The organism is Thalassobacillus devorans MSP14, assembly GCF_000496835.1.
GTDB classification, from domain to species: Bacteria; Bacillota; Bacilli; order Bacillales; family Halobacillaceae; genus Thalassobacillus; species Thalassobacillus devorans_B.
This window is the reverse complement of record NZ_KI543237.1, coordinates 100,720-126,760: the sequence shown is the minus strand read 5'-3', so window position 1 is coordinate 126,760 and position 26,041 is coordinate 100,720. Positions and strand designations below refer to the sequence as shown.

Annotated in this window: 36 protein-coding genes and 1 riboswitch; of the genes, 17 read left to right on the top strand and 19 right to left on the bottom strand. The window is 41.0% G+C overall.

All coding sequences use genetic code 11. The features are described from left to right. The first annotated feature begins 34 nt into the window (after positions 1 to 34). The 3 genes from P855_RS0111115 to P855_RS0111105 are packed head-to-tail and all read left to right on the top strand — an operon-like array spanning position 35 to position 4,307. Positions 35 to 1,714 (top strand): sodium:solute symporter family protein, encoded by a 1,680-nt coding sequence (locus P855_RS0111115; RefSeq protein WP_028783647.1) that lies wholly within the window; start codon positions 35 to 37, stop codon positions 1,712 to 1,714. Then, on the top strand, positions 1,680 to 3,623 hold the full coding sequence (locus P855_RS0111110; RefSeq protein WP_028783646.1) for a DUF294 nucleotidyltransferase-like domain-containing protein: 1,944 nt from the start codon (positions 1,680 to 1,682) through the stop codon (positions 3,621 to 3,623). The genes P855_RS0111115 and P855_RS0111110 overlap by 35 nt, the downstream gene beginning before the upstream one ends. A gap of 24 nt (positions 3,624 to 3,647) precedes the next feature. Continuing rightward, entirely contained in the window at positions 3,648 to 4,307 is a 660-nt protein-coding gene (locus P855_RS0111105; protein WP_037986011.1) for a PolC-type DNA polymerase III, read from the top strand. A gap of 41 nt (positions 4,308 to 4,348) precedes the next feature. Here the strand turns inward: P855_RS0111105 and P855_RS0111100 are convergent, their stop codons facing one another. From P855_RS0111100 to gvpQ, 13 genes are all read right to left on the bottom strand, one after another. Beyond that, a complete protein-coding gene (locus P855_RS0111100) occupies positions 4,349 to 4,798 on the bottom strand; it encodes a hypothetical protein (protein ID WP_028783644.1) in 450 nt (149 codons plus the stop codon). A gap of 314 nt (positions 4,799 to 5,112) precedes the next feature. Continuing rightward, on the bottom strand, positions 5,113 to 5,487 hold the full coding sequence (gene gvpU / locus P855_RS0111095) for a gas vesicle accessory protein GvpU (RefSeq protein WP_028783643.1): 375 nt from the start codon (positions 5,485 to 5,487) through the stop codon (positions 5,113 to 5,115). 19 nt (positions 5,488 to 5,506) lie between these two features. Further along, positions 5,507 to 6,064, bottom strand: a complete 558-nt coding sequence (locus tag P855_RS21530; RefSeq protein ID WP_051353182.1) for a YtxH domain-containing protein — start codon at positions 6,062 to 6,064, stop codon at positions 5,507 to 5,509. Between the two features lie 48 nt (positions 6,065 to 6,112). Further along, positions 6,113 to 6,433 carry a gas vesicle protein gene (locus P855_RS0111085; protein WP_028783642.1) on the bottom strand — a complete coding sequence of 107 codons (321 nt, stop codon included), beginning with the start codon at positions 6,431 to 6,433 and terminating at the stop codon, positions 6,113 to 6,115. 24 nt (positions 6,434 to 6,457) lie between these two features. After that, positions 6,458 to 6,754: a gas vesicle protein K gene (locus P855_RS0111080; protein WP_028783641.1), complete on the bottom strand. Its 297-nt coding sequence runs from the start codon at positions 6,752 to 6,754 to the stop codon at positions 6,458 to 6,460. Next, complete coding sequence (locus P855_RS0111075; protein ID WP_028783640.1) at positions 6,738 to 6,995, bottom strand: gas vesicle protein; 258 nt, start codon at positions 6,993 to 6,995, stop codon at positions 6,738 to 6,740. The genes P855_RS0111080 and P855_RS0111075 overlap by 17 nt, the downstream gene beginning before the upstream one ends. A gap of 14 nt (positions 6,996 to 7,009) precedes the next feature. Beyond that, positions 7,010 to 7,813, bottom strand: a complete 804-nt coding sequence (locus tag P855_RS0111070; protein WP_028783639.1) for a GvpL/GvpF family gas vesicle protein — start codon at positions 7,811 to 7,813, stop codon at positions 7,010 to 7,012. Between the two features lie 15 nt (positions 7,814 to 7,828). Beyond that, positions 7,829 to 8,080 carry a gas vesicle protein GvpG gene (locus P855_RS0111065; protein ID WP_028783638.1) on the bottom strand — a complete coding sequence of 84 codons (252 nt, stop codon included), beginning with the start codon at positions 8,078 to 8,080 and terminating at the stop codon, positions 7,829 to 7,831. Then, positions 8,077 to 8,847 (bottom strand): GvpL/GvpF family gas vesicle protein, encoded by a 771-nt coding sequence (locus P855_RS0111060; RefSeq protein ID WP_028783637.1) that lies wholly within the window; start codon positions 8,845 to 8,847, stop codon positions 8,077 to 8,079. Before P855_RS0111060 ends, P855_RS0111065 begins: the two co-directional genes overlap by 4 nt. 1 nt (position 8,848) lies before the next feature. Beyond that, positions 8,849 to 9,781 carry a gas vesicle protein GvpN gene (gene gvpN / locus P855_RS0111055; RefSeq protein WP_028783636.1) on the bottom strand — a complete coding sequence of 311 codons (933 nt, stop codon included), beginning with the start codon at positions 9,779 to 9,781 and terminating at the stop codon, positions 8,849 to 8,851. Between the two features lie 35 nt (positions 9,782 to 9,816). After that, positions 9,817 to 10,101 carry a gas vesicle protein GvpO gene (gene gvpO, locus P855_RS0111050; protein ID WP_419177277.1) on the bottom strand — a complete coding sequence of 95 codons (285 nt, stop codon included), beginning with the start codon at positions 10,099 to 10,101 and terminating at the stop codon, positions 9,817 to 9,819. Positions 10,102 to 10,175: 74 nt separating this feature from the next. Then, the gene (gvpA, locus tag P855_RS0111045; protein WP_028783634.1) at positions 10,176 to 10,466 is read right to left on the bottom strand and encodes a gas vesicle structural protein GvpA; all 291 of its coding nucleotides are present in this window, start codon (positions 10,464 to 10,466) and stop codon (positions 10,176 to 10,178) included. A 27-nt stretch (positions 10,467 to 10,493) separates the two neighbouring features. After that, positions 10,494 to 11,096, bottom strand: a complete 603-nt coding sequence (gene gvpQ / locus P855_RS0111040) for a gas vesicle protein GvpQ (protein WP_051353181.1) — start codon at positions 11,094 to 11,096, stop codon at positions 10,494 to 10,496. A gap of 320 nt (positions 11,097 to 11,416) precedes the next feature. On the opposite strand from gvpQ, the gene P855_RS0111035 reads away from it, so the two are divergent. Next, a complete protein-coding gene (locus P855_RS0111035; RefSeq protein WP_028783632.1) occupies positions 11,417 to 11,776 on the top strand; it encodes a Lin0512 family protein in 360 nt (119 codons plus the stop codon). Between the two features lie 34 nt (positions 11,777 to 11,810). Here the strand turns inward: P855_RS0111035 and P855_RS0111030 are convergent, their stop codons facing one another. Further along, positions 11,811 to 12,125: a DMT family transporter gene (locus P855_RS0111030; protein WP_028783631.1), complete on the bottom strand. Its 315-nt coding sequence runs from the start codon at positions 12,123 to 12,125 to the stop codon at positions 11,811 to 11,813. After that, entirely contained in the window at positions 12,122 to 12,463 is a 342-nt protein-coding gene (locus P855_RS0111025; RefSeq protein WP_028783630.1) for a DMT family transporter, read from the bottom strand. The genes P855_RS0111030 and P855_RS0111025 overlap by 4 nt, the downstream gene beginning before the upstream one ends. Before the next feature lie 47 nt (positions 12,464 to 12,510). Beyond that, positions 12,511 to 12,607: riboswitch (guanidine-I (ykkC/yxkD leader) on the bottom strand. 126 nt (positions 12,608 to 12,733) lie between these two features. On the opposite strand from P855_RS0111025, the gene P855_RS0111020 reads away from it, so the two are divergent. Beyond that, positions 12,734 to 12,916 (top strand): YfhD family protein, encoded by a 183-nt coding sequence (locus P855_RS0111020; RefSeq protein WP_028783629.1) that lies wholly within the window; start codon positions 12,734 to 12,736, stop codon positions 12,914 to 12,916. A 732-nt stretch (positions 12,917 to 13,648) separates the two neighbouring features. Continuing rightward, positions 13,649 to 14,020, top strand: coding sequence for a VOC family protein (locus P855_RS0111015; protein WP_028783628.1), 372 nt, complete (start codon positions 13,649 to 13,651; stop codon positions 14,018 to 14,020). Between the two features lie 9 nt (positions 14,021 to 14,029). Here P855_RS0111015 and P855_RS0111010 read toward each other — a convergent pair whose 3' ends face one another. Then, positions 14,030 to 15,496: a UDP-N-acetylmuramoyl-L-alanyl-D-glutamate--2,6-diaminopimelate ligase gene (locus P855_RS0111010; RefSeq protein ID WP_028783627.1), complete on the bottom strand. Its 1,467-nt coding sequence runs from the start codon at positions 15,494 to 15,496 to the stop codon at positions 14,030 to 14,032. 300 nt (positions 15,497 to 15,796) lie between these two features. Here P855_RS0111010 and P855_RS0111005 point away from each other — a divergent pair, with 300 nt between their 5' ends. The 6 genes from P855_RS0111005 (at position 15,797) to P855_RS0110980 (ending at position 20,067) form a co-directional block, all read left to right on the top strand. Next, entirely contained in the window at positions 15,797 to 16,699 is a 903-nt protein-coding gene (locus tag P855_RS0111005) for a glycine betaine ABC transporter substrate-binding protein (RefSeq protein WP_028783626.1), read from the top strand. Positions 16,700 to 16,981: 282 nt separating this feature from the next. After that, complete coding sequence (locus P855_RS0111000) at positions 16,982 to 17,788, top strand: VLRF1 family aeRF1-type release factor (RefSeq protein ID WP_028783625.1); 807 nt, start codon at positions 16,982 to 16,984, stop codon at positions 17,786 to 17,788. A gap of 188 nt (positions 17,789 to 17,976) precedes the next feature. Beyond that, a complete protein-coding gene (locus tag P855_RS0110995; RefSeq protein WP_028783624.1) occupies positions 17,977 to 18,282 on the top strand; it encodes an antibiotic biosynthesis monooxygenase family protein in 306 nt (101 codons plus the stop codon). Beyond that, positions 18,279 to 18,641 carry a hypothetical protein gene (locus P855_RS0110990; protein ID WP_028783623.1) on the top strand — a complete coding sequence of 121 codons (363 nt, stop codon included), beginning with the start codon at positions 18,279 to 18,281 and terminating at the stop codon, positions 18,639 to 18,641. The genes P855_RS0110995 and P855_RS0110990 overlap by 4 nt, the downstream gene beginning before the upstream one ends. Positions 18,642 to 18,656: 15 nt before the next feature. After that, positions 18,657 to 19,319, top strand: a complete 663-nt coding sequence (locus tag P855_RS0110985) for a cobalamin B12-binding domain-containing protein (RefSeq protein WP_028783622.1) — start codon at positions 18,657 to 18,659, stop codon at positions 19,317 to 19,319. Next, positions 19,306 to 20,067 carry an STAS domain-containing protein gene (locus tag P855_RS0110980; RefSeq protein ID WP_028783621.1) on the top strand — a complete coding sequence of 254 codons (762 nt, stop codon included), beginning with the start codon at positions 19,306 to 19,308 and terminating at the stop codon, positions 20,065 to 20,067. The genes P855_RS0110985 and P855_RS0110980 overlap by 14 nt, the downstream gene beginning before the upstream one ends. Before the next feature lie 53 nt (positions 20,068 to 20,120). Here P855_RS0110980 and P855_RS22650 read toward each other — a convergent pair whose 3' ends face one another. Further along, positions 20,121 to 20,249, bottom strand: a complete 129-nt coding sequence (locus P855_RS22650) for a hypothetical protein (RefSeq protein ID WP_268744490.1) — start codon at positions 20,247 to 20,249, stop codon at positions 20,121 to 20,123. A 306-nt stretch (positions 20,250 to 20,555) separates the two neighbouring features. On the opposite strand from P855_RS22650, the gene P855_RS0110965 reads away from it, so the two are divergent. The 4 genes from P855_RS0110965 (at position 20,556) to copZ (ending at position 24,075) form a co-directional block, all read left to right on the top strand. Further along, positions 20,556 to 20,939: a DUF302 domain-containing protein gene (locus P855_RS0110965; protein ID WP_028783620.1), complete on the top strand. Its 384-nt coding sequence runs from the start codon at positions 20,556 to 20,558 to the stop codon at positions 20,937 to 20,939. A 186-nt stretch (positions 20,940 to 21,125) separates the two neighbouring features. Continuing rightward, complete coding sequence (locus tag P855_RS0110960) at positions 21,126 to 21,440, top strand: metal-sensing transcriptional repressor (RefSeq protein ID WP_028783619.1); 315 nt, start codon at positions 21,126 to 21,128, stop codon at positions 21,438 to 21,440. Positions 21,441 to 21,455: 15 nt separating this feature from the next. Then, positions 21,456 to 23,837 carry a heavy metal translocating P-type ATPase gene (locus P855_RS0110955; protein WP_028783618.1) on the top strand — a complete coding sequence of 794 codons (2,382 nt, stop codon included), beginning with the start codon at positions 21,456 to 21,458 and terminating at the stop codon, positions 23,835 to 23,837. A gap of 31 nt (positions 23,838 to 23,868) precedes the next feature. Further along, positions 23,869 to 24,075, top strand: a complete 207-nt coding sequence (gene copZ / locus P855_RS0110950) for a copper chaperone CopZ (protein ID WP_028783617.1) — start codon at positions 23,869 to 23,871, stop codon at positions 24,073 to 24,075. Between the two features lie 56 nt (positions 24,076 to 24,131). Here the strand turns inward: copZ and P855_RS0110945 are convergent, their stop codons facing one another. Together P855_RS0110945 and P855_RS0110940 are read right to left on the bottom strand one after the other, a co-directional pair. Beyond that, positions 24,132 to 24,401, bottom strand: coding sequence for a spore coat protein (locus P855_RS0110945; protein WP_051353262.1), 270 nt, complete (start codon positions 24,399 to 24,401; stop codon positions 24,132 to 24,134). A gap of 76 nt (positions 24,402 to 24,477) precedes the next feature. Then, positions 24,478 to 24,738, bottom strand: coding sequence for a hypothetical protein (locus tag P855_RS0110940; RefSeq protein ID WP_051353180.1), 261 nt, complete (start codon positions 24,736 to 24,738; stop codon positions 24,478 to 24,480). Positions 24,739 to 24,974: 236 nt separating this feature from the next. Between P855_RS0110940 and P855_RS0110935 the strand changes: the two genes are divergently transcribed. Beyond that, complete coding sequence (locus tag P855_RS0110935) at positions 24,975 to 25,892, top strand: proline dehydrogenase family protein (protein ID WP_028783614.1); 918 nt, start codon at positions 24,975 to 24,977, stop codon at positions 25,890 to 25,892. Positions 25,893 to 26,041 lie beyond the last annotated feature (149 nt).

Genomic DNA, 26,041 nt, shown 5'->3' with positions numbered 1-26,041 from the left:
TAGATCCAGTTGTAGATTTTAAGGAGGTCAACGTATGGATGCACAATTTCTTGTTTCCCTGACACTAATAGTTGCCACATTTGGCCTGTACATAGGAATCGCTTTATATAACAAAGCGAAGGCTACTTCGGACTTTTATGTAGCTGGTCGCGGCGTTCCTCCTGTATTCAACGGTATGGCAATCGGTGCTGACTGGATGAGTGCTGCTTCTTTCATAGGGTTAGCAGGGACAGTCATGATTCTTGGCTATGATGGTTTAGCTTATATTATGGGGTGGACAGGCGGTTACTTATTATTAACATTCCTGCTTGCTCCCCAGCTTAGAAAATACGGGCGTTATACCGTTCCTGAATTTATTGGGGACCGTTATCGAAGCAATACAGCAAGATTGATTGCAGCAATTGCTACAATCATCATCAGTTTCACTTATTCTGTAGGCCAGCTTTCCGGTTCTGGTGTCGTTATTGGACGTCTTCTGGAAGTGAACGCTGCTGTAGGGACTTTGATCGGTGTTGTTTTAATTGCTTTCTATTCTGCACTTGGAGGAATGAAAGGGATTACCTGGACGCAGGTGGCACAATACGTTGTATTGATTATTGCCTATTTGATTCCGGTCATTTTCATGGCCATGCAGCTGACGGGTAATCCGATGCCGTGGGTCTCTTATGGCCAGGTCATTGATGAAATGAGAGCGCTTGATCAGGATCTCGGAATCACAGAGTATATTGTTCCCTTTACCGAAGGAACAAAATGGCAATTTCTCGCTTTAATGTTTACTTTGATGGCGGGTACAGCTGGTCTGCCTCATGTCATCGTTCGATTTTATACCGTATCTACCATGAAAGCCGCTCGCTGGAGTGGAGCCTGGGCATTGTTGTTTATCGGGTTACTTTACTTATCTGCTCCGGCATATGCGGCATTTTCCCGCTTCATTTTAATGACACAGGTAGCCGGATCCTCTATCAGTAACTTGCCGGCATGGACTGCATCGTGGGTTGACACTGGTCTGCTGTCCGTTGCTGATACGAATGGGGATAACATATTACAGTGGCAGGAAATTGTGATCAGTAACGATATTGTTGTAATGGCAACGCCTGAAATCGCGAACCTTGGTATTTTCGTGATTGGCTTGATGGCAGCTGGTGCAATGGCAGCGGCCTTGTCTACTGCCGGTGGATTGATGATCGCTATTTCGGCTGCATTGTCTCATGATATTTATTTCCGCTCGATTAACCCGAATGCCAGTGAGAAAAAACGTCTTCTTGTCGGACGCTGGTCAATTGTAATCGCAACAGTTGTTGCCGGCCTGGTGGCATTGAATCCACCAGGGGCTATCACTCAGATTGTTGCCTGGGCATTCGCGTTAGCATCCGGCTCGTTCTTCCCGGCCTTATTACTCGGTGTCTGGTGGAAACGGTCAAACGGTCCAGGTGTCATCTGGGGGATGGTGGTCGGTTTATCTGTCACCCTTGGTTATATATTCGCAGCTAAATTTGGGGGTTTCACGATTTTAGGTATTATTGACACCGGCGCAGGTGTATTTGGAGCCAGTGCTGCCATTTTAACGAATGTTATAGTTTCTTTGGCTACAAAAGAACCAGTAAAAGAAGTGCAGGAAGAGGTCATTGATCTTCGTTATCCGGAACAAATGACATATAGAGATGGAGAGGTCTGGATGGATGACACAGAAGACGTACCAAACTCCACCAGGTAGTTACCGTGTCCGGGAAAAGCTTCGGCATCAACCCATTTTTCAAAAATTGACGGATGATTACTACCGTGAGTTATATGAACAATGTGAAGAAAGACTTTATCCTGATGGTGCCGTCATTGCCCATGCCCAAAAACGCCGGGAAGGGATTTTAGTGATAACTTCCGGCACAGCGGAGGTTTATGCGGCCGCTGAGGATCAGGAAGCAGGAGAAGTGCTGGAGGTTGTTCAGGAGGGAGGAATTCTTGGCCTTGGCAGCCTCAGCAACTTTCTCGGAATAAGTAACGAGGATGCATATGCCTACATGGTTGAAATCCGGGCTGTGGAAACTGTGGTGGGGCTTTATATCCCTTATGGAGTCCTGGGAAGATTATGGCGCCATGAGGATATCCGTGATTATTTCCTCCATCAGGTTGTCTCAAGGCTTAAAGATGTCTACGTTTCTTTGGCAGAGCAGGTCAGGCTTGCCCATGAATTGGGAGAGAGTGATCCATTCCTGTTACGTGTCCAGGATATTATGACTAAACCTGCGACTGCTGTTGATCGCTATGTGACGATACAAGAAGCTGCGGAGAAAATGATAGCAGAAAAAGCAAGCTCTATTGTTATCACAGATCATGGCCGTTTAGAAGGAATTATTACCGAGAAGGATTTTGTGAACCGGGTAGTGACCAGTAATAAATCGGTCCGTGAGCACGCCGGAACGATCATGACTGAACACCCTTATCACATTCATCGGGCCGATTATTATTATCATGCCTTATCTGAAATGATATTAAGAGGAGTCAAGCATCTGCCTGTAGTAGACGGTAAAGACAAGGTAGTCGGGATGATAACCATGGCTGATCTCCTACGGAAGAAAAATCGTCAAATGTTCTCGGCAATCAGGAAGGTCGAGGAGACAGAAGCTGATCGTTTAAATGAAGTCAAAACAGAAATATATGACATTTTGGCAATGCTGATAAGAGATAATGTTCCCTCTCTCCATGTATTGGATGTATTGACTCAACTTTACGACCGGTTGACCAAACGGGCAGTAACGATAGCTATCGACTCCTTGAAACGTAAAGGAGCAGGGGAACCCCCTGTGCCATTCGTCTGGTACCAAATGGGAAGCGCCGGTCGAGGTGAACAATTTGTTTTGACAGACCAGGATCACTTCCTTGTTTATGAAGACGTGGAGAGTCTCCGTAAAAAGGAAGTGGATGAGTATTTTGCACAATTGGGAGAAGAAATTACAAATTATCTTGAAATAGCCGGGTACGAAAGATGTAAAGGGAAAATGATGGCCAGTGAACTGATGTGGCGCGGTTCCATGTCAAAATGGAACGAAACCTTAAGAAAATGGGCAATGAGGTCCACAAACGAGTCCTTGCTGCTGGCACAGAACTTTTTTTCTTTCCGGAAACTTTATGGGTCGGATGGTTTGCATACGGCATTCATCCGGATGGTCAGGGAAGACCTTAAAAGATCAAGTATCTTTTTATATCGATTGGCCCAGGTCGAAAAAGAAAATCAGATTCCCAGTTTAGAGCAGCCGATCCGAGCCCTGTTACGGATTGAGCGAAAGCAGCTGGACTTGAAAAAACAAGTTTTGTTCCCATTTCATCATGCTCTACAGATTCTTTCTCTTTCCCATCATATTCTGGAAGGTACTACGGTTGAGAAACTACAGGCTTTAGTGGAAAAAGATATTATCACGGATTGGCTGGCCACCGATTTAAGGCATGCTCTATCGCAAGTAATGGACCTATATATTAAGCAAAAATGGGGAAGTATTACAGCTGGCAAGGCTCCGTCTTCTATTGTAACTTTTTCTCAGTTTTCTACACGTGACAAAGAGAAGCTGATACGGGCTTTAAAAGAAATGAGAAAGCTGCAAACAACGATGTTGAGCCAGTATTCGCTTTAAGGGGAGTGGGAGGAAAAAACAACCATGATAAAAAAAGCCAAACGATTCCATTTTAATTTGAAAGATGACATCCCCTTATCGACAAGGCTGGAAGATATTAATTTCCAAGTCATTGATACAGAAGCGACAGGTTTTCATGTTCAAAAACAAGATCGTATGATTGAAATCGCCTCGGTGCCGGTTCGGAAATTACTTGTAGAAGAAGAGGAAGTATTCCAAACCTATGTAAACCCTGAAACGGTGATACCGGAACGTATTGTCAAGTTGACAGGGATACAGGATAGGGACGTGGAGCGTGCACCAGCAGCTTATGATGCAATAAATAGTTTTTTTCAAAAGGCAGAAGCAAATAAGACTACCTGCCTGATCGGTCATCATATTCAGTTTGATATCACCTTAATGAAATGTGAATTGTCACGGGCGGGATATAAATTTCCCAAGCCGAGAGCAGTAGATACCCTCAGTTTATTAAAATATTTGTATCCTACAGAAGGCAGAAAAGATTTAATTGAATACGCAGGGATGTTGGATACAAGGATATACGAACGTCATACCGCTTCAGGTGATGCCTTGACTACTGCACATCTTTTTTGTGAGGCGATAGCAAGAATACAGGAAAGAGGACATAAAACATGGGGATCTCTACTGCAAGTCACAGCTATTAAAAATAGAATGTTCTACTAATAAGAAAAAGACGAACTTTTCTTAAAGGGTTCGTCTTTTTCTTATAGTCGGATGAAGCCTTCTTCCTTCAAATAAGCTTCCGCTTCATTGTATGTTTCAAAACTATCCTCTAACATATCACCGGTATAAATGTTCCAAAAGTAATCTTCCTGGACAAGAAGCAGGGATTGATCTTCCGGTCCTCTCCATACTTGCTTGTGGGATATTTCCGCATCACTTGACAGGTTGGCAATAGAAGCCTTAACTATATTCCGGAGCTGGGTTTCATCATAATCCCTAATATTGACTAGTCCTTTTTGATTAGAATCAAACCCGTGCATGTCTCCTGTATAAACAAAGCCATTGCCATTAGGATGAAGGTGGTAAGCGACAATCGTTTTATCGAATAAACTTCCATAAAAATGAAAGTTCACTCGGCCAAGTGAGACATCCTTACGAGTCAACTCTCCGAATTCTTCCATGATGGATATTTTTTGTTCAAAAGTAAGCATAATAATCCTCATTTCTTCTCTGGTTATTTGCTTATTATAGCATAACTCATCATTTAGTGAATGATTGTATCGATTGTCTGTCCTGGTAATTTTCAGGCAGCCAGATCTACTTCGGTTCCAAGGCTTTCAATAAAAAAAGACATGCCTGTGATTGAAAAATCTGTTGTATTGAAAAAAGGATGAACCTCATGATGGTCCATCCTTTTTATGGTTTAAAGTGATATAACTTTGGTCGGTCGAATTCTTTTTAATGGGCTTTATTCTTTCTCTATTAGCGTATTAAGTCGTATTAATCTCTGTATCTTAATTATCTTTTACTTATCTTTTGCGATGGTTCCGAGGAAGAAGCCATCTACTTCAGACAGCTTTCCTCTCCATAGGAATTTACCTTTAGAAGGTGTAGGGTTGCTGTCACCGCAGTATACCTGGGCTTCTTTTAAGTGGATAAACTGTGCTTCGTCTGAACTGCTCTTCTCAGCAGTATCACTGGCACTTTTCAACTGGTCACTTAATGACTGTGCAACATCATTACCATCTTCAAAGCTTTCGCTGATTTTCTCAAAATAGCTCTGAGCAGAGATAGTAGTTCCGGTAACGAGCGCTCCATTGACATTCAACGTGATGGCTAAATTAAAATCATGTTTATTAGCCGCTTTGACATACATGGAAAGTACATCATCATTACTCATAACCGCTGCCTCCTAACTATTACTTTGCTGTATCGTCATTCGTTTTAAGGGTTGTTTCTCCTTCTTGTTTTTTATTCGAACTATTTTGCTTGTTTTGTTTATTCTCATCTTTGGTTTGCTGCTTATTTTCCTGCTTGTTCTGTACTTTGTTTTCTGTTTGTTTATCTTGAGAAGTATCGGCTTCTGTTGTTGCTGCCGCTTCGTTTCGGCCTTCTGCAGTTTGCTCATCTGCAAACTGTTCTTCTGAAGATTCTTCATCCTCTTTGTTCTTTTTAAACTTCTCTTTTACCTGCTGAGATTTTTCTGTAGCTGTATTTTTCCAATTTGAACATTTTTCGCGTGTAGAATTGCTGAAATCTTTGCATTTGCCAACAGCGGTAGTAGTCTGAGTAGAGATATCATTTCTTAGGTCTTTGCCGGCCTTTGGAGCAAATAACAGACTTGTTGCGGCTCCAACTACACCTCCGATGATTGTTCCTGTCGCTACGTCCTTTTTACCCAGTGATCTTTTTGCCTTCTCTGCCTTATTCTTAACTTCCTCTTTTACTTGTTGTGTTTTTTGTTGTTGTTCTGCCATGATAATTCCTCCTTAAAGTAATTAAATATAATTAAAATATTAGTAATATTATACTAAACGATTGTCTTTTCCCATTTTCTTTTCTAATTCCTCAATTCGCTTTTGCAAATCATCATTCTCTTCTTTCAGTTTTTGATCCTGTTCTTTATTGGCGGCTTTGGAGTTCAGATATGGGTCCGTTTCCCACCAATCCATGCCGATTTCCTTCGCTTTATCAACAGAAGCTACAATTAACCGTATTTTAATGGATAACAGTTCGACGTCAGCGATGCCTACCCGTATATCACCTGCGATGACAACACCTTTATCTAAAACGGTTTCCAGTACGTCTACCAGATTGCTGGATTGGGTAGATTGTTCGATTGCCATGTGCGCCACCTCCTTGAAGTGTGCTTATAATAAGTTGCCTAATGGTCCTAAATCGATATTCAAATCATCATCATCTAAGTCGAATATTTCCTTAAGCTCATCCATTTTAACTTCCAAATTCATCAAGGCGATTCCGAGCCGTTCGATTTCTTCTTCGGTCAAAGTACCGCCATCGACTCTGCGGAGTGCCTGACGCTCGACCAGCTGGCGCAGTAATTCAATTACGGTCAAAACAAGCTGTGCGAGTCCTTGTTCAGCGCCTTGTTCATCTAAACTGATTCTGCCGCTTTTTTGTGGACGATGATCAAGTTTTTGTGACATGGTCCAACGCCTCCTTCTCTTTATCGAATTGCTCAGAGGATAACTGCCCATCGCCATTGAGTTTAGACTGTACGAGTGTCTCAACGGATGAAATCAATACTCTGAGATCAAGGTAGACCAAATCAATACCTGCGATCGATATGATAAGATCGCCTTTAATCGCTACACCTTTGTCCAGAACAACATCCAACACATCGATAAGCCCTACATCCTTATTTTCAAACTCTTGTCTATGTGACATGAATCCCCCTCGCTTCACTTCAGTTTCGAAAAATGGTAAGCAGGCCATGGACCAGTCAATTCAAGTGTGAATCCTGCTTCTTTCCATTCTGCCTGCAGCTGTTTCACCTTACCCAAAAACTTCTCTACATCCTGATTCTCGAGCAGGTAAACGCTGTTCCAGCACATTTCGTCGGTTCTTCCTGTTACATCCTTATTCCAATTTTTCTTAATATCCGTCTTTACGCAAGAAGTGGCCAACTGGTCATGAATGGAAGAGGAGTGTTGCTCTTTTTCCTTCTCCAATTGTTGATCGATGAGTCGGTCTAATTTGCGTTTCTCTAAATATTGTCTTCCTGGCGACATTTGTTCTATTTCTTTTTTCTTTTCTTCTATAGTCAAATTGTGAGCAGCGGTTCGCTCCCTGAGCGAATCGTTGTCACAATAAATTTTCAGGTTCCATTCTTCTTTACCCTTCAGCCAGGAAAGTAATCGGGTCATTTCCTGGTAATGTTTGGTTAATGTTTCTTCCAGGTTAGTTTTACTGGAATAAATCGTTGCGAATTTCATCGGTATGACTGTATAAATTTCATGAAGTTTCATTACTGCTTCATGGTGATGGAAAGCTTTTTCATGCACCCATTGCACATCGGAGGTCTTTTCCTCCAGGGCAGACTCATTGTATTCACTTTCTTCCAGATCGCAAACGATTGCCTCCATTCCATCGAAGGCGATGTTATACAATTCGTGTTGTTCATCTAAACCTTTGAAAGAGGGAAGAGGGGTTTGATTTATTTCGTCTGTTGGTATAATTCCATATAAATATTTTAGTTCAGTCATTGTGCTTCCTCACTTTCAACGTTTGGTCAGTTCGTTCCATTGTTCCATTTCTTTCTTCTTCGCTACCTCGTAACGAAGAAGCAGTTCTTCTTCCTGGGTTTTATATACATCTTCGGGGATTTCTTCGAGTTCATACATCATCTGCAGATGAACTAATTTCTTTTGGATAGTCTCCAGGTCATACAATTCTTTATCCACTTCTTCCTTTACCTTTTCTCCTACTTTGACAACGAGATTCAATGGGGAAGTGAATAATTTTTGTATCATGAAGGTTCCTCCACTTTAAGTTTGATATTGATGAAATTATAAGCAGGCCAAGGTCCTGTGTACTTGAAATCTACTTTATCCTTCCATTTTTCATGAAGCTCATTGACCTTTTCATCGAATTTTTCTTCCATATCTTTCTCAACAAGATAAGCACCGTTCAATAGCATTTTTTCTCCAATAGGCTCATTGATTTCAGAGGATACTGCCAGTGGGGTCAATTTTTCATGAATTTCAGTTTCCGCTTCCTTTTGTAGTGATTGGAAAAATTTTGTGGCCATTTCACCTAATTGTATGCGATCAAAATAACCTGCCGATTCTGATTTGGATTGAACGGTTTCCTTTTGTTTAGCTACCTTAGTATCTTTAGCAATCTCTTTTTCCAGCCACTCTTTCTTTCCAACAACTTTCAATCCCAGTTCGATTTTGCCTTTTATTTTAGGGAAGAGCGTTTCCAGCTGAGGATACAAGCTTTTTGTCAATGCAACTACATCGTCTTTAGAATGAAAAACATTCCCGAAGCTGATCGGTACGACTGTATCCATTTTCTGCATAACCTCTGAGATAACATTCTGGTGCATCATTAGGTTTTCTTTACTTGGATGGTATATTTTCATTGGCATTTCTGCAGCTACCATTGCCGCATCCTCATAGTGAATGGTGAATACTTCTCTTGTTTCACCCTCGAAATTGATACTTGTAAAATCATGTTCCTCTTTTGTTTGTATAGCACAAAATATATATATTCCTTTATCCTTATCCATTTGCATTTCACTCACCCGACTTTATTTTTTTACAAGCTTCCAGAAGCTTTCCTTTAAGTTGTGGCTGTTGATCTCTTGGTGTGCAAGTCTGTAAAGGGAACCAGGTAATATCCATACACAGCTCCTGGAATTCCTCATCACTTCCGTCAATAGGAATATCATGTTTCTCTGCCATTTCAGCAATCATGATGGAAGCCCTTAGGCTGGGTCCTTGCACTTGCTCATTACTCTCACATAACTCTCTGGCAGTAACCACGAATTCTACAATGGCTTCCGCTGTTTTCTGGGATAGGTTTGTTTTACTTGTGACAGCAGTCACTTCGGCCTGGTGATCCATTTGATCCAAGGGCAAGGTAATCATTCGATCCAGCAAGGCATCTTGTGATTGGAAGACACCCGCATATTCGGCCGGATTACTCGTAAAAATCACAGAGAATTCCGGATGCACACGTATAAACGATTCTTTCCGTTTAGTCCCATATAAAGGGAGGATTCTTTCTTCTAGTATTGACAAAAAAATGTTATTCGCTTCCGGCTGAGACCTGGTAAATTCATCATAAACCAGCGTATAACCATGCTTTACGGCCTCCAGCAATTTTCCATCCGTCCATGATTCCGTCACATTCTCTTCCGTTTTATAGACGGTACGAATAAAATTATCCTTCACCTTATTGCTTTGATAGCCTGTAAAGGCGCCAATCAAATCTTGATTCGACAATTCCTTGTTACCATTGAGCAGCATAACAGGCCGGTTTCGCTGTTTGGCTATGTGAAGGGCGAGTGTTGTTTTCCCGATCCCGGAAGGACCAGTAAAGTGGACTGGATAACCGGAGGAAAGGTATCGTAATGATCGTTTTATTAAGCCTTGATAATAGGAAGAATGTTTATATACTTCATTATTGATATGGGGCTGCTGTCTTACTTCTTTTAATACGGTCATTCGTTATCCTCCTAATACGTAGGAAATCCAGGTGCTCAGGATGATTGCTGCTCTTCCAAGTCACTGCGATATCTCAGGCTGATTCTGGAAAACCCGGTGATTTCAGCATCTTTATCTAAAAACACTTCATAAAGACCAATCATTTGGTCATTGGCGTACTTTTTCATATACTCCTTCTCTTCGATGACCTCTACCATAGCTTTCCAGGCAGTATCATTATCTTCATTATCCTCTTCTTTATATTTACGAACAGAAATAATTTTATGAGGAGGAGCTATATTTTCAGTGAAAAATTGATTTACTTCATCCATTACTTTCATAATCTTCACGATCACCCTCACCTTTAATTAATAAAATAGGGAAGAGTCAGAGGCAGTGCTCTGACTCCAATTCATTAAATACTGAACCCACTGCGTTCATTTTGAGAATTAGATTGGCTTTCTGTACGTGAAGATAAACGGTCGGAAAGACCCTCTTCTTCTACTTCATCGCGTAAAAGTCCAACTGCTTCTGCGTAGCGTAACCAAGTATCCACACTTGCAATGACTACGCGAGCTTCGACTGTAATTAATTCAATACCTACTACGGAAACTCTTGCAAAGGCATCAATGACAATTCCTTTGTCCAGAATACGGTCAATGACCTCTGCCAAGCTACTACTATCGGTTGATTTTTGTACTGCCATAAATAAATACCCCTTTCTTTTTTAAACTTAACTGGAAGATTTTGTATTTGAAGGGTGCTTAATATCTTTGGCGCTTTTGATATCATTAGAACTTTTAATATCGGTAGAACTTTTAATGCTGTTTGCACCTTTGATATCGCTAACCCCTTTTATCTTTTTATCAGAGCCGTTTGTCTTTTTGCTCATTTCCTCTTGAAAATCTTCACCGGCTTCTTTTACCCCGGAAAGTTTTTCTCGAAACTTCAGTAAAGCATTTTGAGCTTTTTCCTGTACTTTTTCGGCGTTGGAATGAACTTTGTCAGCATTTTCTTCCTGTGCTTCCTGCAAATTCTCTGATGCTTCGTTGACTTTGTTCTGAATACTTTCTTTAAACTGTTCTTTCATCTGATCGGCCATTTCATCTTTAACTTCTTGTTGTGTTTCTTCCACTAAGTCGCCGGGGTCATCGGCTCGATCAATGATTCTTGCCATTCTCGGAACTTTATCTTCCACAAATTCAGAAGTTTGCTTCACGCCTTTTTTTATCTTCTTCCTGAATTTTGGAAGAAGCAGAGAAGAAGCAGCAAGTGAAAGCCCTCCAGCTAAACTGGTGGTTGCTGCATTTTCTTTTAACTTTTCCGTTTTACTCATGCACGACCTCCTTCTGGAAGTATTGAGGAACTAATGAAATGGTGATGACCCTTACTGTTGTTGATACCCAAATGGAAAAGATGAAAACTAGGTCAAAACTAGTGTTCCGGCAATATTGGGTATAATTACCAAGAATATTAATGAAAAAAAATTAATCTGAGATGGAGAATTGCTTTAAAGACGGGTTTGGAAGAAGATCATAATACAGATGTTACAAAAAGATTATTTTAGAGGATTTGCTGATTTATAATCCAATAAAACGGTTATGTGTCCTGTGAAAGGAAAATTAACTTATACTGATTCGAAAGGAGTAGGATAAAATGGATAAAATACTCTTTATCCAAACAGGTATGGGAATTGATGTTCACGGTCAGGATGTTACTAAGGCATCCTTACGAGCCATTCAGGATGCGATCAATTTTAACTCTATGCCAGGTATCGAAGAAGCGCTGCCGGAAAGTTCTTTGGATAACATGAAGGTGAACGTCAAGCTTGCTGTTCCTCGGGATCAAGAACAATTAGATGAAAACGAAGTAAAACAGGCTATCCCTTATGGCATTGTATCCGTGGAAGTTGTAGACGGTGGAATGATCACGACAAGTGGAATTATTTTAGAAGATAAAGAAGATAGTAACGATTTAATGTATATGGTTAATGCCTCCATTGAAGTGGGATACTAAAGGAAAAAAGGCCGGCTAGAAGAGCCGGCTTTTACTATGAAACACTTCTTAACCCGATTGTTGCTATGATAATCATTCCAATAAAAAAAACACGTTTCTTATCTTTTGGTTCCTGGTAAAAGAACATTCCCAGAATCGTGCTGCCAACTGTACCTATCCCGGTCCATACCGCATATGCGATACCCATCGATAACTCTGCCATAGCTATTTTGAGAAATAAGAAACTGGCTGCCATCAACAGGAGCATTAAAAGGAGAGAAGTAAGATTACGATCACGATTGACCTTATTTATCATAGCGACACCGCTCATTTCAAAGAATCCTGCAATCAGTAAGTAAAACCAGCTCATTCTGTCCCTCCTTGTTTAGCGCCATTCTCTGTCACCATTTTCAAACCTGCGATTCCTACGAGGAGTAAACCGATCCATAAAATTTTTTCCAGTTGGAAAGGTACACCGAAAAATAAAATTTCCGACAAGACAGTGCCGGCGGTGCCTAACCCTACAAATACCGCGTATACAGTTCCTACCGGCAGAGTCCGTCCGGCAGTAACTAAGTAATAAAAGCTTACAACCATAGCTATCACCGTGGCTGTCCATTCCAATGCACTGCCAGCATGTTTCAGCCCGATGACCCAGCCAACTTCAAACACGGCAGCCAGCACTACTTTCAACCATGTTCCAGACATTTTTATTCCCCATTTCTTCATAAAAAAAGGGAGATATCTCTGCGGATATCTCCCGGGCTTTTGTCCCTCCGTGTCACAGCTAAGCTGTGGGCTCCCTCTCGGACCAGACCAACAGCCTTGTGCGGAACCCTAGGGAGCAATTCCTTTAATTATCATCCAAATGTAAGTGAATTTCAAGTCTGGGATTGACAGGGAAAGCTGAGCTATCCGGTTATTTTATTTCTTCCTACATATAATAAGCTTGATGAAAATAGAAAAGGGGTGGATACAATGGGTAGAGATGATCACCGTAAAGCGAACGGAAAAAATGATTCCTCACTTCCGCAAACTCCGAAATATGCGAAGAAAGCACATGCTCGTGATGTAGAATTTTCGGAAGAATTCGCTGACCATGAAGATAAAGAAGCACAGGCACGTTCACGGGCAGCGGATAACCGCATGAACAAGAAATAATGAAAGTAGCCAATAGGTCCGTTCTATTCAACACCTGTCTATGGATAGGGAAGGAGAACGGGCCTTTCCTATTTCTGGCTGGCAAGAAGGATTTATCCCGTTTTAGAGCGAATTAAGAATTAATAAGCTAATCATTGTTAAACCTCTGTACTGTTTTTTTACATATAAGCTCCCAATAGCTGAAGACTCAGTTTTGAGATAGTTGGGGCCGTAGCCATGAGAGGAATGGAATGGTCCGGGAAACAACTCGCTTTCCTGCGGGGGACCTGGCAAGCTTCCTCGGGCTAAAGCCCTGCGGGATCTCGCCTAGTCCCTTCTCCCGCGGGAGTCTCGCCGTTTCCCTTCCCATCCAGCCATTTCTATACTTAACGGCCCCTTCCAAAGAAGGAAGAATGTAGCTGAAATCTTCATTTTAAAAGGTATAGCGGTGCCAAAGTCTTGTTTTTATTATCATTGCCGATTTTCCATAAGGTTGATTTCGAAATCTTTCTATGAGAAGGGGCGTAGGGAAACGGTGAGACTCCTGTGGGAGCTGAGTGATAGATGAGGCCCCGCAAGGCGAAGCCTGAGGAGACTCAGCACACGCCCACGGAAAGCGAATCGTTTCCCGAAGCCCCTCAACTTCAACAACATCTCGAAATCAAGTCTTCCATAATCCGGCCCTATTGTGGAATAAGCCTTTTATGAAAAAAACATGTTTAACAGAACGCAAGCTAAAAATGAGGTGATTAAATGACGTTCGTTTTTGAAGGAATCGACCATGTCCAATTGGCAGCTCCTGAGGGAAGTGAAAATCAGGCCAGGAAGTTTTTTGCAGAATTATTAGGAATGGAGGAGGTTGAAAAACCAGAAGCATTAAAGAAAAGAGGAGGAGTCTGGTTCCAGTGTGGAAATCAGCAGATACATATAGGGATAGAAAAAGATTTCATCCCTGCCAAAAAAGCTCATCCCGCCTTGGTTGTTAAAAATATTGACCAGCTAATGAGTCACTTGAGCAAAAAGGAGGCAGCCTATCAAAAAGATGATAAGCTGCCAAACGCAAAACGTATTTACCTGGAGGATCCTTTCGGTAACAGGATAGAAATATTGGAATGGCAGAGTTGACAATTAATGTCAACTCTGAATTAGTTTCTTTTGAGGGTTCCTTGAAAATCTATCCAGGAATTCAACACAATGAATATCAGAATCAACCGGATATTTGTATGCTTGTTCGTAGGTTTCATGGCCCTTCCCGGATATAATAATCCAATCACCGGGCTTCGCATTGTCCCAAGCGTATTTAATTGCCTTAGTTCGATCATAAATGACTTTCCCTGAAGCAGTGCCATAAGTGTGATGCAAATCTTTCAATTCTTTTTCCATGGCTTCAGGTTTTTCACCATACAAGTCATCGCCAGTCAATATATAACGTGTAGCCGTCGAAGCACTGACATGTAACATTTCTTTTCTCTTGGTACGATCTCTCCCGCCCCGGAATCCAAATACATGGATGATACGACGTGCACCTTCCTTTGCAGCAGTGTGGAAAATGTTTTCCAACGCATCAGCAGTATGGGCGTAATCTACAATAATGGTTGCACCTCCAGGGTGCTTGTACTCTTCGAAACGCCCCGGGACATGTAGTTTCAATGCCAATGTCTCTGTAATGGAAGACCACTCTATCCCTGCTAAATAGGAAGTAAGAGCAGCAAAAGTTGCGTTATGAAAGTTATGGACTCCAGGCATTTGCAACGAAAGATATATCCGCTTGTCTTCATGAATCAGTTGACCTTTTTCGGGCTCTACAATTACATCGTCCGAGGGAGAAGAATCTACTGTATATACTTGTTTTCCTTCGTGTTTCAATCTTTCTGCCAGTTTTTTCCCCCACTCCTGTCCGGTATAGATGACTGCCTTTCCGTCACTATTCAATTGTTGAAACAAGCTGGCTTTCGTTTCAAAATAATCTTCCATACTTGCATGGTAATCCAAATGATCATGGGCGAGGTTCGTGAATACTAAATGATCGAAATAGAGACCATGGACCCTCCCTTGCCTGATTCCATGGGAAGATACTTCCAGGATAGCGACTTCATCCTTACTTTTTGATAGAAGTTTATAAAACGTCAGAGGGTCAGGCGTAGAATTTGCAGATTCATGCGCTTCATTATTTACGATATAGGAGACGGTCCCAAAGGTAGCGCACGAATATCCAGCCTGTTCAAATATACTTTTTAACATATAAGTGGTAGTTGTCTTCCCATTCGTACCAGTAATTCCGATCAATTTAGGAAAAGACTTGTCTTTCATGTAGAAGCTTTTAGCTACCTGAGCTAATGCTTCCCTGCTGTTTTCAACCTTTATATATGGAATGGAAGCATCCGTGTTTTCTTTTTCACCAATTACAAGTGATGCACCTCCATCTACAGCACTTTTTATGTAATTATGACCATCTGTGTTATGGCCTGGAATCGCTACGAATAACGTTCCTGGACCTACTTTTCGTGAATCGCAGGAAATATCAACAATGTCTGTTGACATTGCTGATGAGCTGGTTGCATTATGATGTTTGATGTTTTTGATTAGTTCAGCAGCTTTCATGCGCATGTATCTCCTTCATGGTTCGTGGGAATGTATTACTATTGTATAGACAAATTCTTTACCCTTCAAACTCCCACATTTGATTCCTCTCCTTATTTTATCTCTTTCTGTTGATTTCATCAGCAATTGTAATAAAAATTTAGTCAAAGAAATATTCCTGTAATCCTATTAGTGATTTGTACAGTTTATTAAGTTCAAACTGTATGTAATTTGTGTTAAAATCTATAAATGTGTGAAATATTGGTTAGCTGGTTTATTTTAGAGGTTTTATATCACAATAATATTAAAAGGAGGAAAAATATGAAGAACTTACGTAAATACTTACCTGTTTTATTATTGTCCCTTGTACTTATATTAGCTGCTTGCGGCGGGAATGAATCGGGGGGCGAAGATGGTGGAAATTCCAGTGGTGAAGGAGAAGGAAAAGGCACGATCACCATTGGAATGAATAACTGGGCTGAAAATGTGGCTGTTTCTAACATGTGGAAGATTATTTTAGAAGAAAAAGGGTACAATGTGGAATTGAAAAATGTAGAAAAAGGGGCGCTGTATGAAGCTTTATCTTCCGGTGATCTTGATATCGGAATGGAAATTTGGCTTCCAAACACCGATAAGCCTTTCTATGAGAAATTTAAAGATGAGATCGATTGGCGGGAAACGTGGTATGAAGGTACCGACTTAGCCTTGGTTGTGCCATCATATGTCAAAGAAGTAAATTCTATTGAAGACCTTAACGCTCATAAAGAGAAATTTGATTCACGAATTGTGGGAATTGATGCAGGAGCAAGCATCATGAACTTAACCGATAAAGTCATAAAAGAATATGGGCTGGACTATTCTTTACAGGCATCATCTGAGCCGACCATGATATCGGAATTAAAAAATAGCATGGAAGATAAAGAGCCTATTGTTGTGACACTGTGGAAGCCGCATTGGACCTTTTCGGAAATGGATCTGAAAATTTTAAAAGATCCTAAAAATATATATGGTGATTCTGAAAACATTTCATACGCAGCCCGACTGGGTCTGAAAGAGGACCAGCCTCAAGTAGTGAAATGGTTTGATGCATTTAAGCTAAATGACGATCAATTAGGAAGTTTAATGGCTGAAATCAACGAAGCTGAATCTGCTGAAGAAGGTGCCAAGGCATGGATTGAAGACCATCGCGATTTGATTAAAAAATGGACCGGCGGTACTGAGTAATAGCCGGCTGAAGACCTGTTCCCTAGTAAGGGAGCAGGTTTTTTGTTAGGAGAAAAGCCCTGCTCGACTATATGTTAAGGCGGAGAACAAAATGAAGAAAATTTAATCGTTCCATCATTTCCTACGCATAAATAGGAAAAAATACAGCTCTAATCTTAATATCCTTTCCTCTTAAGGGGTACTTTTTTAAGGGAATTTTAAGGGAGCAGGTTTGAGTATAAGTTATCGCGGTTACATACCTAATAGATAATCAGTATTTAACAAAGGAGTCGATGTAGCCTTATGGATATGAATAAAGAAATCAAAAAGTTAGAAAGTGTATATTTAGAAAAACCACAGCGTGTATTCAGCATGTATTTAAATACAGATCCATCTGACCCTGATCAACAAGGTGGGGAATGGAAAATCCACTTGAAAAATGGCTTGAATAACTTCGAAAGCTATTTAAAAGAAGATGGAGATTCTGATGAAAAACGAAATTTCTGGGAAGTAAAAGAAAAAGTAGAAAATTACGTCCAGGAAAACGAGCAAAACTTTGCTAAGAGTCTGGTTGTTTTCGCTACTGCAGATGATAGCGTATGGTTTGCGGAACGTTTTCAGATGCCAGTCGAAACGGAATTCCATTGGGAAGAGACAGCAAAAGTGGATCAGTTGAAAAAGATGTATGACAAGTTCCCTAAAACAGGAATAATTTTGACGCAAAAAGAAGCTATCAAGATTCTGGATACAGAACTGGGGACCTTGAAGGAGACACAAATGTTCGAATTGGATCTTGATACGGAAGATTGGAGACAGCACACTGGTCCGCATCGTGCTCAGCCATCTATGGGTTCAGGTGGCAAGAGTACCAAGCAGGAACAATTCCAGGAACGTTTTGAAGCGAACCGCTATCGCTGGTATAAAAGTCTTGCTCCCAAGTTGGACAAGCTTGCTAAGGATAATCAATGGGAACGGATATATATAGTCGGTGACAAAGAGGAAGCAGCAGACCTGACAGAAAATATGAATAAAGAGGTTACGGATGTTGTTAATAAAAACATGCTTGACCACGAAGAGATGAAAGTCATTAATGAAGTAGTGAATCAATAATAAAAAGTGCTTGCAGGAACCATCCCTGCAAGCATTTTTTATTCAATCGCAGAAACAGGTGAGAATCATTTCTTACCGTCAATACATATGACCTGATTTAATTTAAAACCCTATGTTATACAGGGGTTGGCATATATGATACTATTGTCACAATAAGCTTTTAGGCGTGAGCGTAAAGGAGTTTTTTAATGTATATCGTAGATTCAACGGTTACAGTACCTGATCATAAAGCGGATGACTTAATAGAAATTTACAATAATAGAAGTAAGTCTGTCGATAAAGCAGAGGGATTTCTTTCCTTTCAACTGCTGCAAAATGACAAGCGTGCAGGGGAGCTTACCGTTCATATGGAATGGGAATCAAAGGAAGCCTATTTAGAATGGGTGCGCAGCGAAGATTTTAAGCGGATTCATGACTTAGAAAAGAACTACCCTGACCAGGAACTGACTGGTATTGTACCAAAGGTTTCTCAGTATAAGGTTGTGGCTACATGAGAATATCAGAAAAACAGAAATTAGTGGAATTGGTTGTGGAGGATATATACCAGGCTTATCCCGAGTTGGTGGGGAGGTTCGGGGAATCAGGAAGAATACGAACCCTGGAGGATAATCATCACCATTTAGACCATTTGGATACGGCTTTTCAGATGGGAAACAGCACGTTCTTTCTTGATTACACAAATTGGCTGAATAGCGTTCTAACTTCGAGAGGAGTAGGAACACAGCTGATTATCGATAATTATGAACGACTGCTTAAATGGATGGAAGAAGTTTCATTTGAGCAGTCAGAAGAACGTGAAGCATATCAGGAATATTTGCGAGCTGGTATAAAAGAGCTGGATTCCCGGTCCTAAGCGAGGTGATTTAAAATGAATAAAAAATATACAGAAGAACTGGCAGGGTATTTACTGAAAGGTAAGGAAGATGAAGCAGTGGCATTTGTGGATGAACTCCTTACTAATTATCCGAAGCTTTATCTCTTTGAAGATATTATTACCCCTGCCATGTACCATATCGGAGTATTATGGGAAAGAAACGAAATCACGGTGGCAGATGAGCATCTGGCCACTGCAGTGTGCGATTTCGTTCTATCCAGACTCGATACAGGGGTTTACGTCGATAAAGCAACAAAACAAAAACGTAAAAAGGTCGTCTTATTAGGGGTAGAAGAAGAACAGCATTATTTAGGTCTTAAGATGGTTGCCAGCTTTTATCGCGAAAAAGGCTGGCGTGTACGTTATCTCGGGCCCAATTTACCACTTGACCATGCATTAAACCAGATCAATCAATGGAAGCCTGATGTAATTGGAATATCTGCTGCGTTGTCTTACCGGTTACCAATGGTGAAGAAAATGACAGAGGTCTTTAGTCAACTAAAGTGGAACCCTGCTATCATCATAGGCGGCAGAATTGTTAAAAAATATGATTTATCCAATTTTGAAACAGAGCGAACACATGTGATTAAAGGTCTAAATGAATTAGAAGAGTTGCACATTAAAGGGAAAGCGGGAGTCATGGATGAAACTAGTTGAAAATATTTTTTCTGTTCCATACCTTATTATAAATAGACAGTATGAAGTTCTTTACTTCAGCAAAGAAGTAGAAGAAATAACTGATTTATCCAGTAACTTCCTCGAGTTAGTAGACGAGGGAAGTATTTCTAAGGTACAGGAAGAAGTGAGCCCCGCCAAGAACAAAAATAAAGTGGAAATCAATATATATCAGGGGGAACGAAAGCTCGACCCGCTCTTAATAGATCTTTATATCCATTGGAAAAACGACCTTCAGGCAGAACTCCTGCTAATTCCAAAAGATCAGCGGATTTCGGATATAACGGTATCGTTAGGAGAGCTTCGTTCCCGGTTAAGTAACACTAATTTTGAATTGCTGGAGGAAAAAGAAAAACTTCAGGAAGCAATTGATGAAAATAATCGGCTTTCTGCTCCCTTTATTGAACTCTCTTCCACTACTGCGTTAGTCCCACTGTTCGGTGATCTCAATGATGAAAAAATGTATACAATCAGTGATAACCTGCTTGAAGCTGCACAACAGGCCGATAAAGAAACTATTCTTGTGGATTTAACTGCTGTCGGTGACATCCACCATGATGGAATAGTGGTGTTTCAGAATATTGTCCAATCGTTATCATACATGGGGATAGAAATAGTAGTAATAGGGGTTAATCCTGACCATGCTCAAAAAATCAATCAACTGCAATTAAAGCTTGGGCTCCGGTTCATCAGTTCCTTACACAAGGCTATCCAAAAGTATTGTCAATAAAAAAGCGCGGCCGTCATAAATTGACGTACCGCGCTTTTTATTGACAATCATTCTTAGCAGTCCCCTGCTGGGATACCGGCCAGAACCAGGCCATGTGGCCGCTTTTCCAGGCGAAGAGAATCGGTCATATCTTTAATATGAGGGTCAATGGCAACGTTGACTCCATTGATTACTTCCAGCATATCATCTTTTTCTGCCCCGTCCAGGGACAGTCCTAATTGTGGCCCGCCTCAGCCAATTCCTGCTAAAAACAGCCGGATACCTTCTGCATCATTATCTTCTAAAATTTGAATAATATCAGTTTTAGCTTCATCTGTAATCTGCATTATCTCACCCCTCTTTACAATGTCATCATAGGTTAGAATAGACACGCTTTCAACAATTAGCCTGTTTATTTAGTATGCAGCATTGAAAGTGTATCACTCGTTTTAATTATACCAAATAGGGTATAATGTGTAAGTGAAAAGAACTTAAAGGAGGTAATTAAATTGTTTCATTACACAGTGGAGACAAACAAAGGCATGGATGAAGCGGTACAAGCTCTAGAAGCAGAGTTGAAAAATGATAAGTTCGGAGTACTTTGGGACTTTGATGTCAAAGCCACTTTGAATAATAAAGGGCTGGATTTTGAGAAACCAGTGCGTATTCTGGAAGTATGCAACCCGACAGAGGCAAAAAAAGTTCTGGAAAAAAATGAATTGGTAAGTTACTTCCTCCCTTGTAAAATCGTTGTCCATGAAAGTGAAGGCAAAACAAAAATCGGGATGCCGAAACCTACCAAATTGATTGAATTTGTGGAAGATGAAGAACTGAATCAAATCGCACAGGATATAGAGGAAAGAATGATAAGTGCAATCAATGAAGCGAAATAGGTAATACTAAGGGCAGCAAATTGCTGCTCTTTTTTATACTTTGAGAAAGATTAACTTTGTTAAAGGATTAAAAAGAAACACTTAGGTCTTTCGCCATAAAGACTTGGCGACATGCCAGTTTTTTTTATTTGACTATTATACTATACGGGGGTATAGTGTAAGTATGAATCATTGGAGGTGGAAACATTGACTGAATCTTTACCTGAGAATAGCGGAAAGCAGCCGGTCAAGCCACGAACAGAAGATGAGAAGCAAAAGGTTCTGAATCGTTTGAAGCGGATAGAAGGCCAAGTTAGAGGTATTCAGAAAATGGTGGAAGACGACCGGTATTGTGTAGATATACTGGTGCAAATTTCAGCCATAGATAAAGCATTGAATCAAGTCGGTTTTTCACTGATGGAACGTCATACCAAGCATTGTGTCAGCCATGCTATCAAGGCTGGTAATGGTGATCAATCCATTGAAGAACTGATGAAAGTGATGAAACAATTCGCAAAATAGAAAGGGGGGTTCCAAATGGCTGAGCAAAAAAATCTTTCCGTTGATATCACCGGGATGACCTGTTCTGCCTGTTCCTCAAGAATTGAAAAAGTACTGAACAAGATGGACGGGGTAGAAGCGAATGTGAATTTGACAATGGAAAACGCCCGGGTCACTTATGATCCAGACAAAGTTTCACCGGAAGATGTTTCGGAACGAATTGAAAAACTGGGTTATGGAGTAAAGACCGAAAAAGCAGAGTTTGATATTACAGGAATGACCTGTTCTGCATGTTCTGCAAGAATCGAAAAAGTATTGAATAAAACGGAAGGCGTGCAACAGGCAACGGTCAACCTGACCAGCGAAACAGCTACTGTGGAATATAGCGGGGATATCGATGAGAACGATATTATCGCTCGCATTCAGAATTTGGGTTATGACGCTGCACTTAGAGCAGATCGCGAAGAAAAAGCTTCACAAAAGGAAGAGGAATTGAAAAAGAAACGGATAAAATTATATATTTCTGCAATCCTTTCATTTCCACTGTTGTTAACCATGTTCGATCATCTGCTCGGCTTGTCGATTCCGGATTTATTGATGAACCCATGGTTCCAGTTTGCGTTGGCGACACCAGTACAATTCATCATCGGGTGGCAGTTTTATGTGGGAGCTTTTAAGAGCTTAAGGAATAAAAGTGCCAATATGGACGTGCTTGTCGCGTTAGGTACGAGTGCCGCTTATTTTTACAGTCTGGCTGAAGTTCTACGGTCGCTCGGAAATCCTGCAATGGAACCACATCTTTACTTTGAAACAAGTGCCATTCTTATAACATTGATTCTTGTAGGGAAATACTTTGAAGCAGTTGCGAAAGGGCGAACTACAGCGGCTATTTCCAGTCTGCTTAATCTGCAAGCGAAAGAAGCAACCGTATTACGAGATGGTGAAGAAGTGAAGGTCCCGCTGGAGAGTGTCGCCGTTGGCGATACTCTGATCGTCAAACCAGGTGAGAAAATTCCAGTCGATGGAGAAATCATCAGAGGAAATACTTCGGTGGATGAATCGATGATTACCGGGGAATCCATTCCGGTAGAGAAAGACCCTGGTGATAAACTGATTGGAGCAACTATCAATAAAAATGGTAATATTCAAATGAAAGCAACTAAGGTAGGGAAAGACACCGCACTTGCTGGCATCATCAAAGTTGTTGAAGAAGCTCAAGGGTCAAAAGCTCCGATACAGCGGATGGCGGACGTCATTTCCGGCTATTTTGTCCCCATTGTAGTAGCAATTGCTATAGGAACATTCATCGTTTGGATTTCTCTGGTTTCGCCTGGTGATTTTGCATCTGCCTTAGTAGCTTCCATTGCGGTATTAGTTATCGCGTGCCCATGTGCTCTGGGCTTAGCCACACCTACTTCAATAATGGTAGGCACTGGTAAAGGTGCTGAGCAGGGAATCCTGTTTAAAGGCGGCGAACATTTAGAAAATACGCATAAGATTGATACAGTTGTTTTTGATAAAACCGGTACGTTGACAAAAGGCACACCGGAAGTGACTAACTATGAAGGTTCATCAGACATTCTGCAGCTGGTTGCCAGCGCAGAAAAAAGTTCAGAACATCCATTAGCGGATGCAATCGTCACCTATGCAGAACAACAAGGAATTGAGCTGATGGAACCAAGCAGCTTTGAAGCTGTGCCAGGTCATGGCATAAAAGCCATTTTGGAAGGTAGAGAAGTACAAATCGGCACAAGGAAGTTAATTCGTAAGCTGGATGTGGAATATGAAGCATATGAAGCAACCATGGAACAATGGGAGAATAAAGGAAAAACCGCTATGCTGATAGCAGTGGACGATAAAGTTGAAGGTGTCATTGCCGTAGCTGACACGATCAAAGAATCAGCACCGGAAGCTTTAAGACAGCTGAAGGAAGCGAATATCGAACTGGTCATGCTGACAGGGGATAATGAAAGGACAGCCCAAGCGATAGCCCGCCAGCTGGGAATTGACCGGGTCATTGCAGAGGTAGTACCGGAGGAAAAAGCAGAACGAGTGAAAGAATTGCAGTTGCAAGATAAAAAAGTAGCCATGGTCGGGGACGGTATCAATGATGCTCCTGCACTGGCTATCGCTGATGTAGGTATTGCCATCGGAACAGGTACAGATGTCGCCATCGAGGCAGCTGACCTTACGATATTAGGCGGAGAATTGACGTTGATTCCTAAGGCAGTCCAGTTAAGTCAAAAGACGATGAAAAATATACGTCAAAATTTATTCTGGGCACTTGCTTATAATTCTGCCGGAATCCCTATCGCAGCTGCAGGTTTGCTTGCTCCATGGATTGCAGGAGCTGCAATGGCGTTCAGCTCTGTAAGTGTTGTTTCTAACTCACTTCGATTGAAGCGGGTTAAACTATAAAATAAAGTTTGCTAAGAAAGGATGTTAACGTATGGAAATGACTTTAGAAGTAAATGGAATGACTTGTGGTCATTGTGAAAAGGCTGTAAAAGGTGCACTGGAAGAATTAGAAGGTGTACACGGCGTCGAAGTCCATCTTGATGCGGGGAAAGTAGATGTTAAATATGACGAAGCTTTCGTAACGAAAGAAAAAATGAAAGATGCTATTGAAGACCAGGGCTACGATGTAGTTGGGTAATGACCAGAAAGGCTGTCATGTGGAGAGAACTTCTCCAGGTGACAGCCTTTCTTTTTTTACCCTCCATAAGGGAGCTGGTTCTTATATCCATTGAACTGCTGGTATGACTGCTGAAGTTTTTGCTGGTCAGCAGCTTCTAAACTGTACCAGCCCTTTTTGAACATGAGGTTGAACATATCACGTTGGCAGTCCTGGGTTTCTTTGAAAATGGCAGCTAAATCATTATACAGGTTCTGGTTACTTGCTTCATTCATTGCTACATTGTAGGAAGCAGTAATGTATTTTTCTGTGGATAATTGATCATTGATGAAGTCGCGTTCATTCATCTGTGGTGTCTTAGGGACGTTTGTTTCAGGATTTTGAATTTTTTGGCTTTGAGGATTCAATTTATGTCAACTCCTTTTAGTTTAACGGCTGAGATTGAGCGTTCAAATGTTCCAGAATTTTATCATAATGACGTTGATGCATCTGTCCTGCTTGCTCTAACGCTGCCTGAAGTTCAGGATCCTGACACTGCTGTGCGTAAAAGTGAGCTTTTTTACATGCGTTCAAGTTCCATGAGAGCATATCAGTGATATAAAGTTGATCTTTACCACTTACCATATTAGGCGGCTGTGGCATAGGCTGTGCCTGCTGCATACCAGGCTGATTTTGTTGTTGCATAATATTACCTCCTTGTTGATTATCGGGATTATTTTGCCCTAAACAGCTTTTACTATGAGAAATTGAAGGAGAAAACGAGTAATATTTACATGAACCAATATTTTTTCCTGTTTTTCGATTGTTTTTGCGAAATATTACCCACTTTCTGAGAAAAATGATAGAATGATATTGTGATAACGATTACAAGTTTAAATTTTCACATAATTAGATAAAAGTCTGGTGTAGGGGGATGCATCATGGAACAATTATTGCGCAATTTCTTTCTGTTTTTATCAAAAAATAAATTTTTTACTAAAATGGCTAAACGGTACGGATTGCGATTCGGAGCAGCACGGTTTGTTGCAGGGGAGACTATATCTGATGTGGTTGAGTCGATACGTAAGTTGAACGCAAAAGGGATGGCCGTCACTGTGGATCATTTAGGAGAGTTCATCGACAGTAAGGAAGAAGCACGAGCTGCCGCGGATGAGTGCATCGAAGCGATTAAAGCTATTTCCAGCAACGGTCTGGATTCCCAGGTATCCTTGAAAATGACATCGATGGGACTGGATATTTCCTATGAGTTGGTAATGGAGAACATGCGCCGGATCCTCCAGGCGGGTAAAGAACATGATGTGTTCGTGACTATTGATATGGAAGATTACGAACGCTGCCAAAAAACAATCGATATATTCAAGGAACTTCGTAAAGAATACGATAATGTCGGTACTGTACTGCAAGCCTATTTATATCGTGCAGCAGAGGATATCGAAGACCTCGATCAATACAGTCCGAACCTGAGGCTGGTCAAAGGGGCATACAAGGAATCCCCTAAAGTGGCCTTCCCGGAGAAAAAAGATGTGGATGAGAATTTTAAAAAGATTATTAAGAAACATTTACTGAATGGCAACTATACCGCAGTGGCTACACATGATGATGCTATAATTGAATACACGAAAGAGTTAGTGAGAGAACACAATATTCCCACAGAACAATTTGAGTTCCAGATGTTATACGGCATAAGGGTTGAGCGTCAGGAAGAATTAGTGGATGAAGGTTACAAAATGCGAGTATATGTACCATACGGAAATGATTGGTACGGATTTTATATGCGTCGTCTCGCTGAACGTCCTGCCAATGTAGCCTTCGTGCTGAAAGGTATTCTGAAAAAATGAGGAGTAATGAAGTTAATGGAGTTAATGGAGTGGACGTTTGGAAAGGCCCGCTACGTTGTATTTACCATCATGCGGGTCATTCTCCTCTCCATTTTCCTTAAGATCGAAAGAGAACCATTTAAGAGATAAATGGCAACCCTTTATATTAA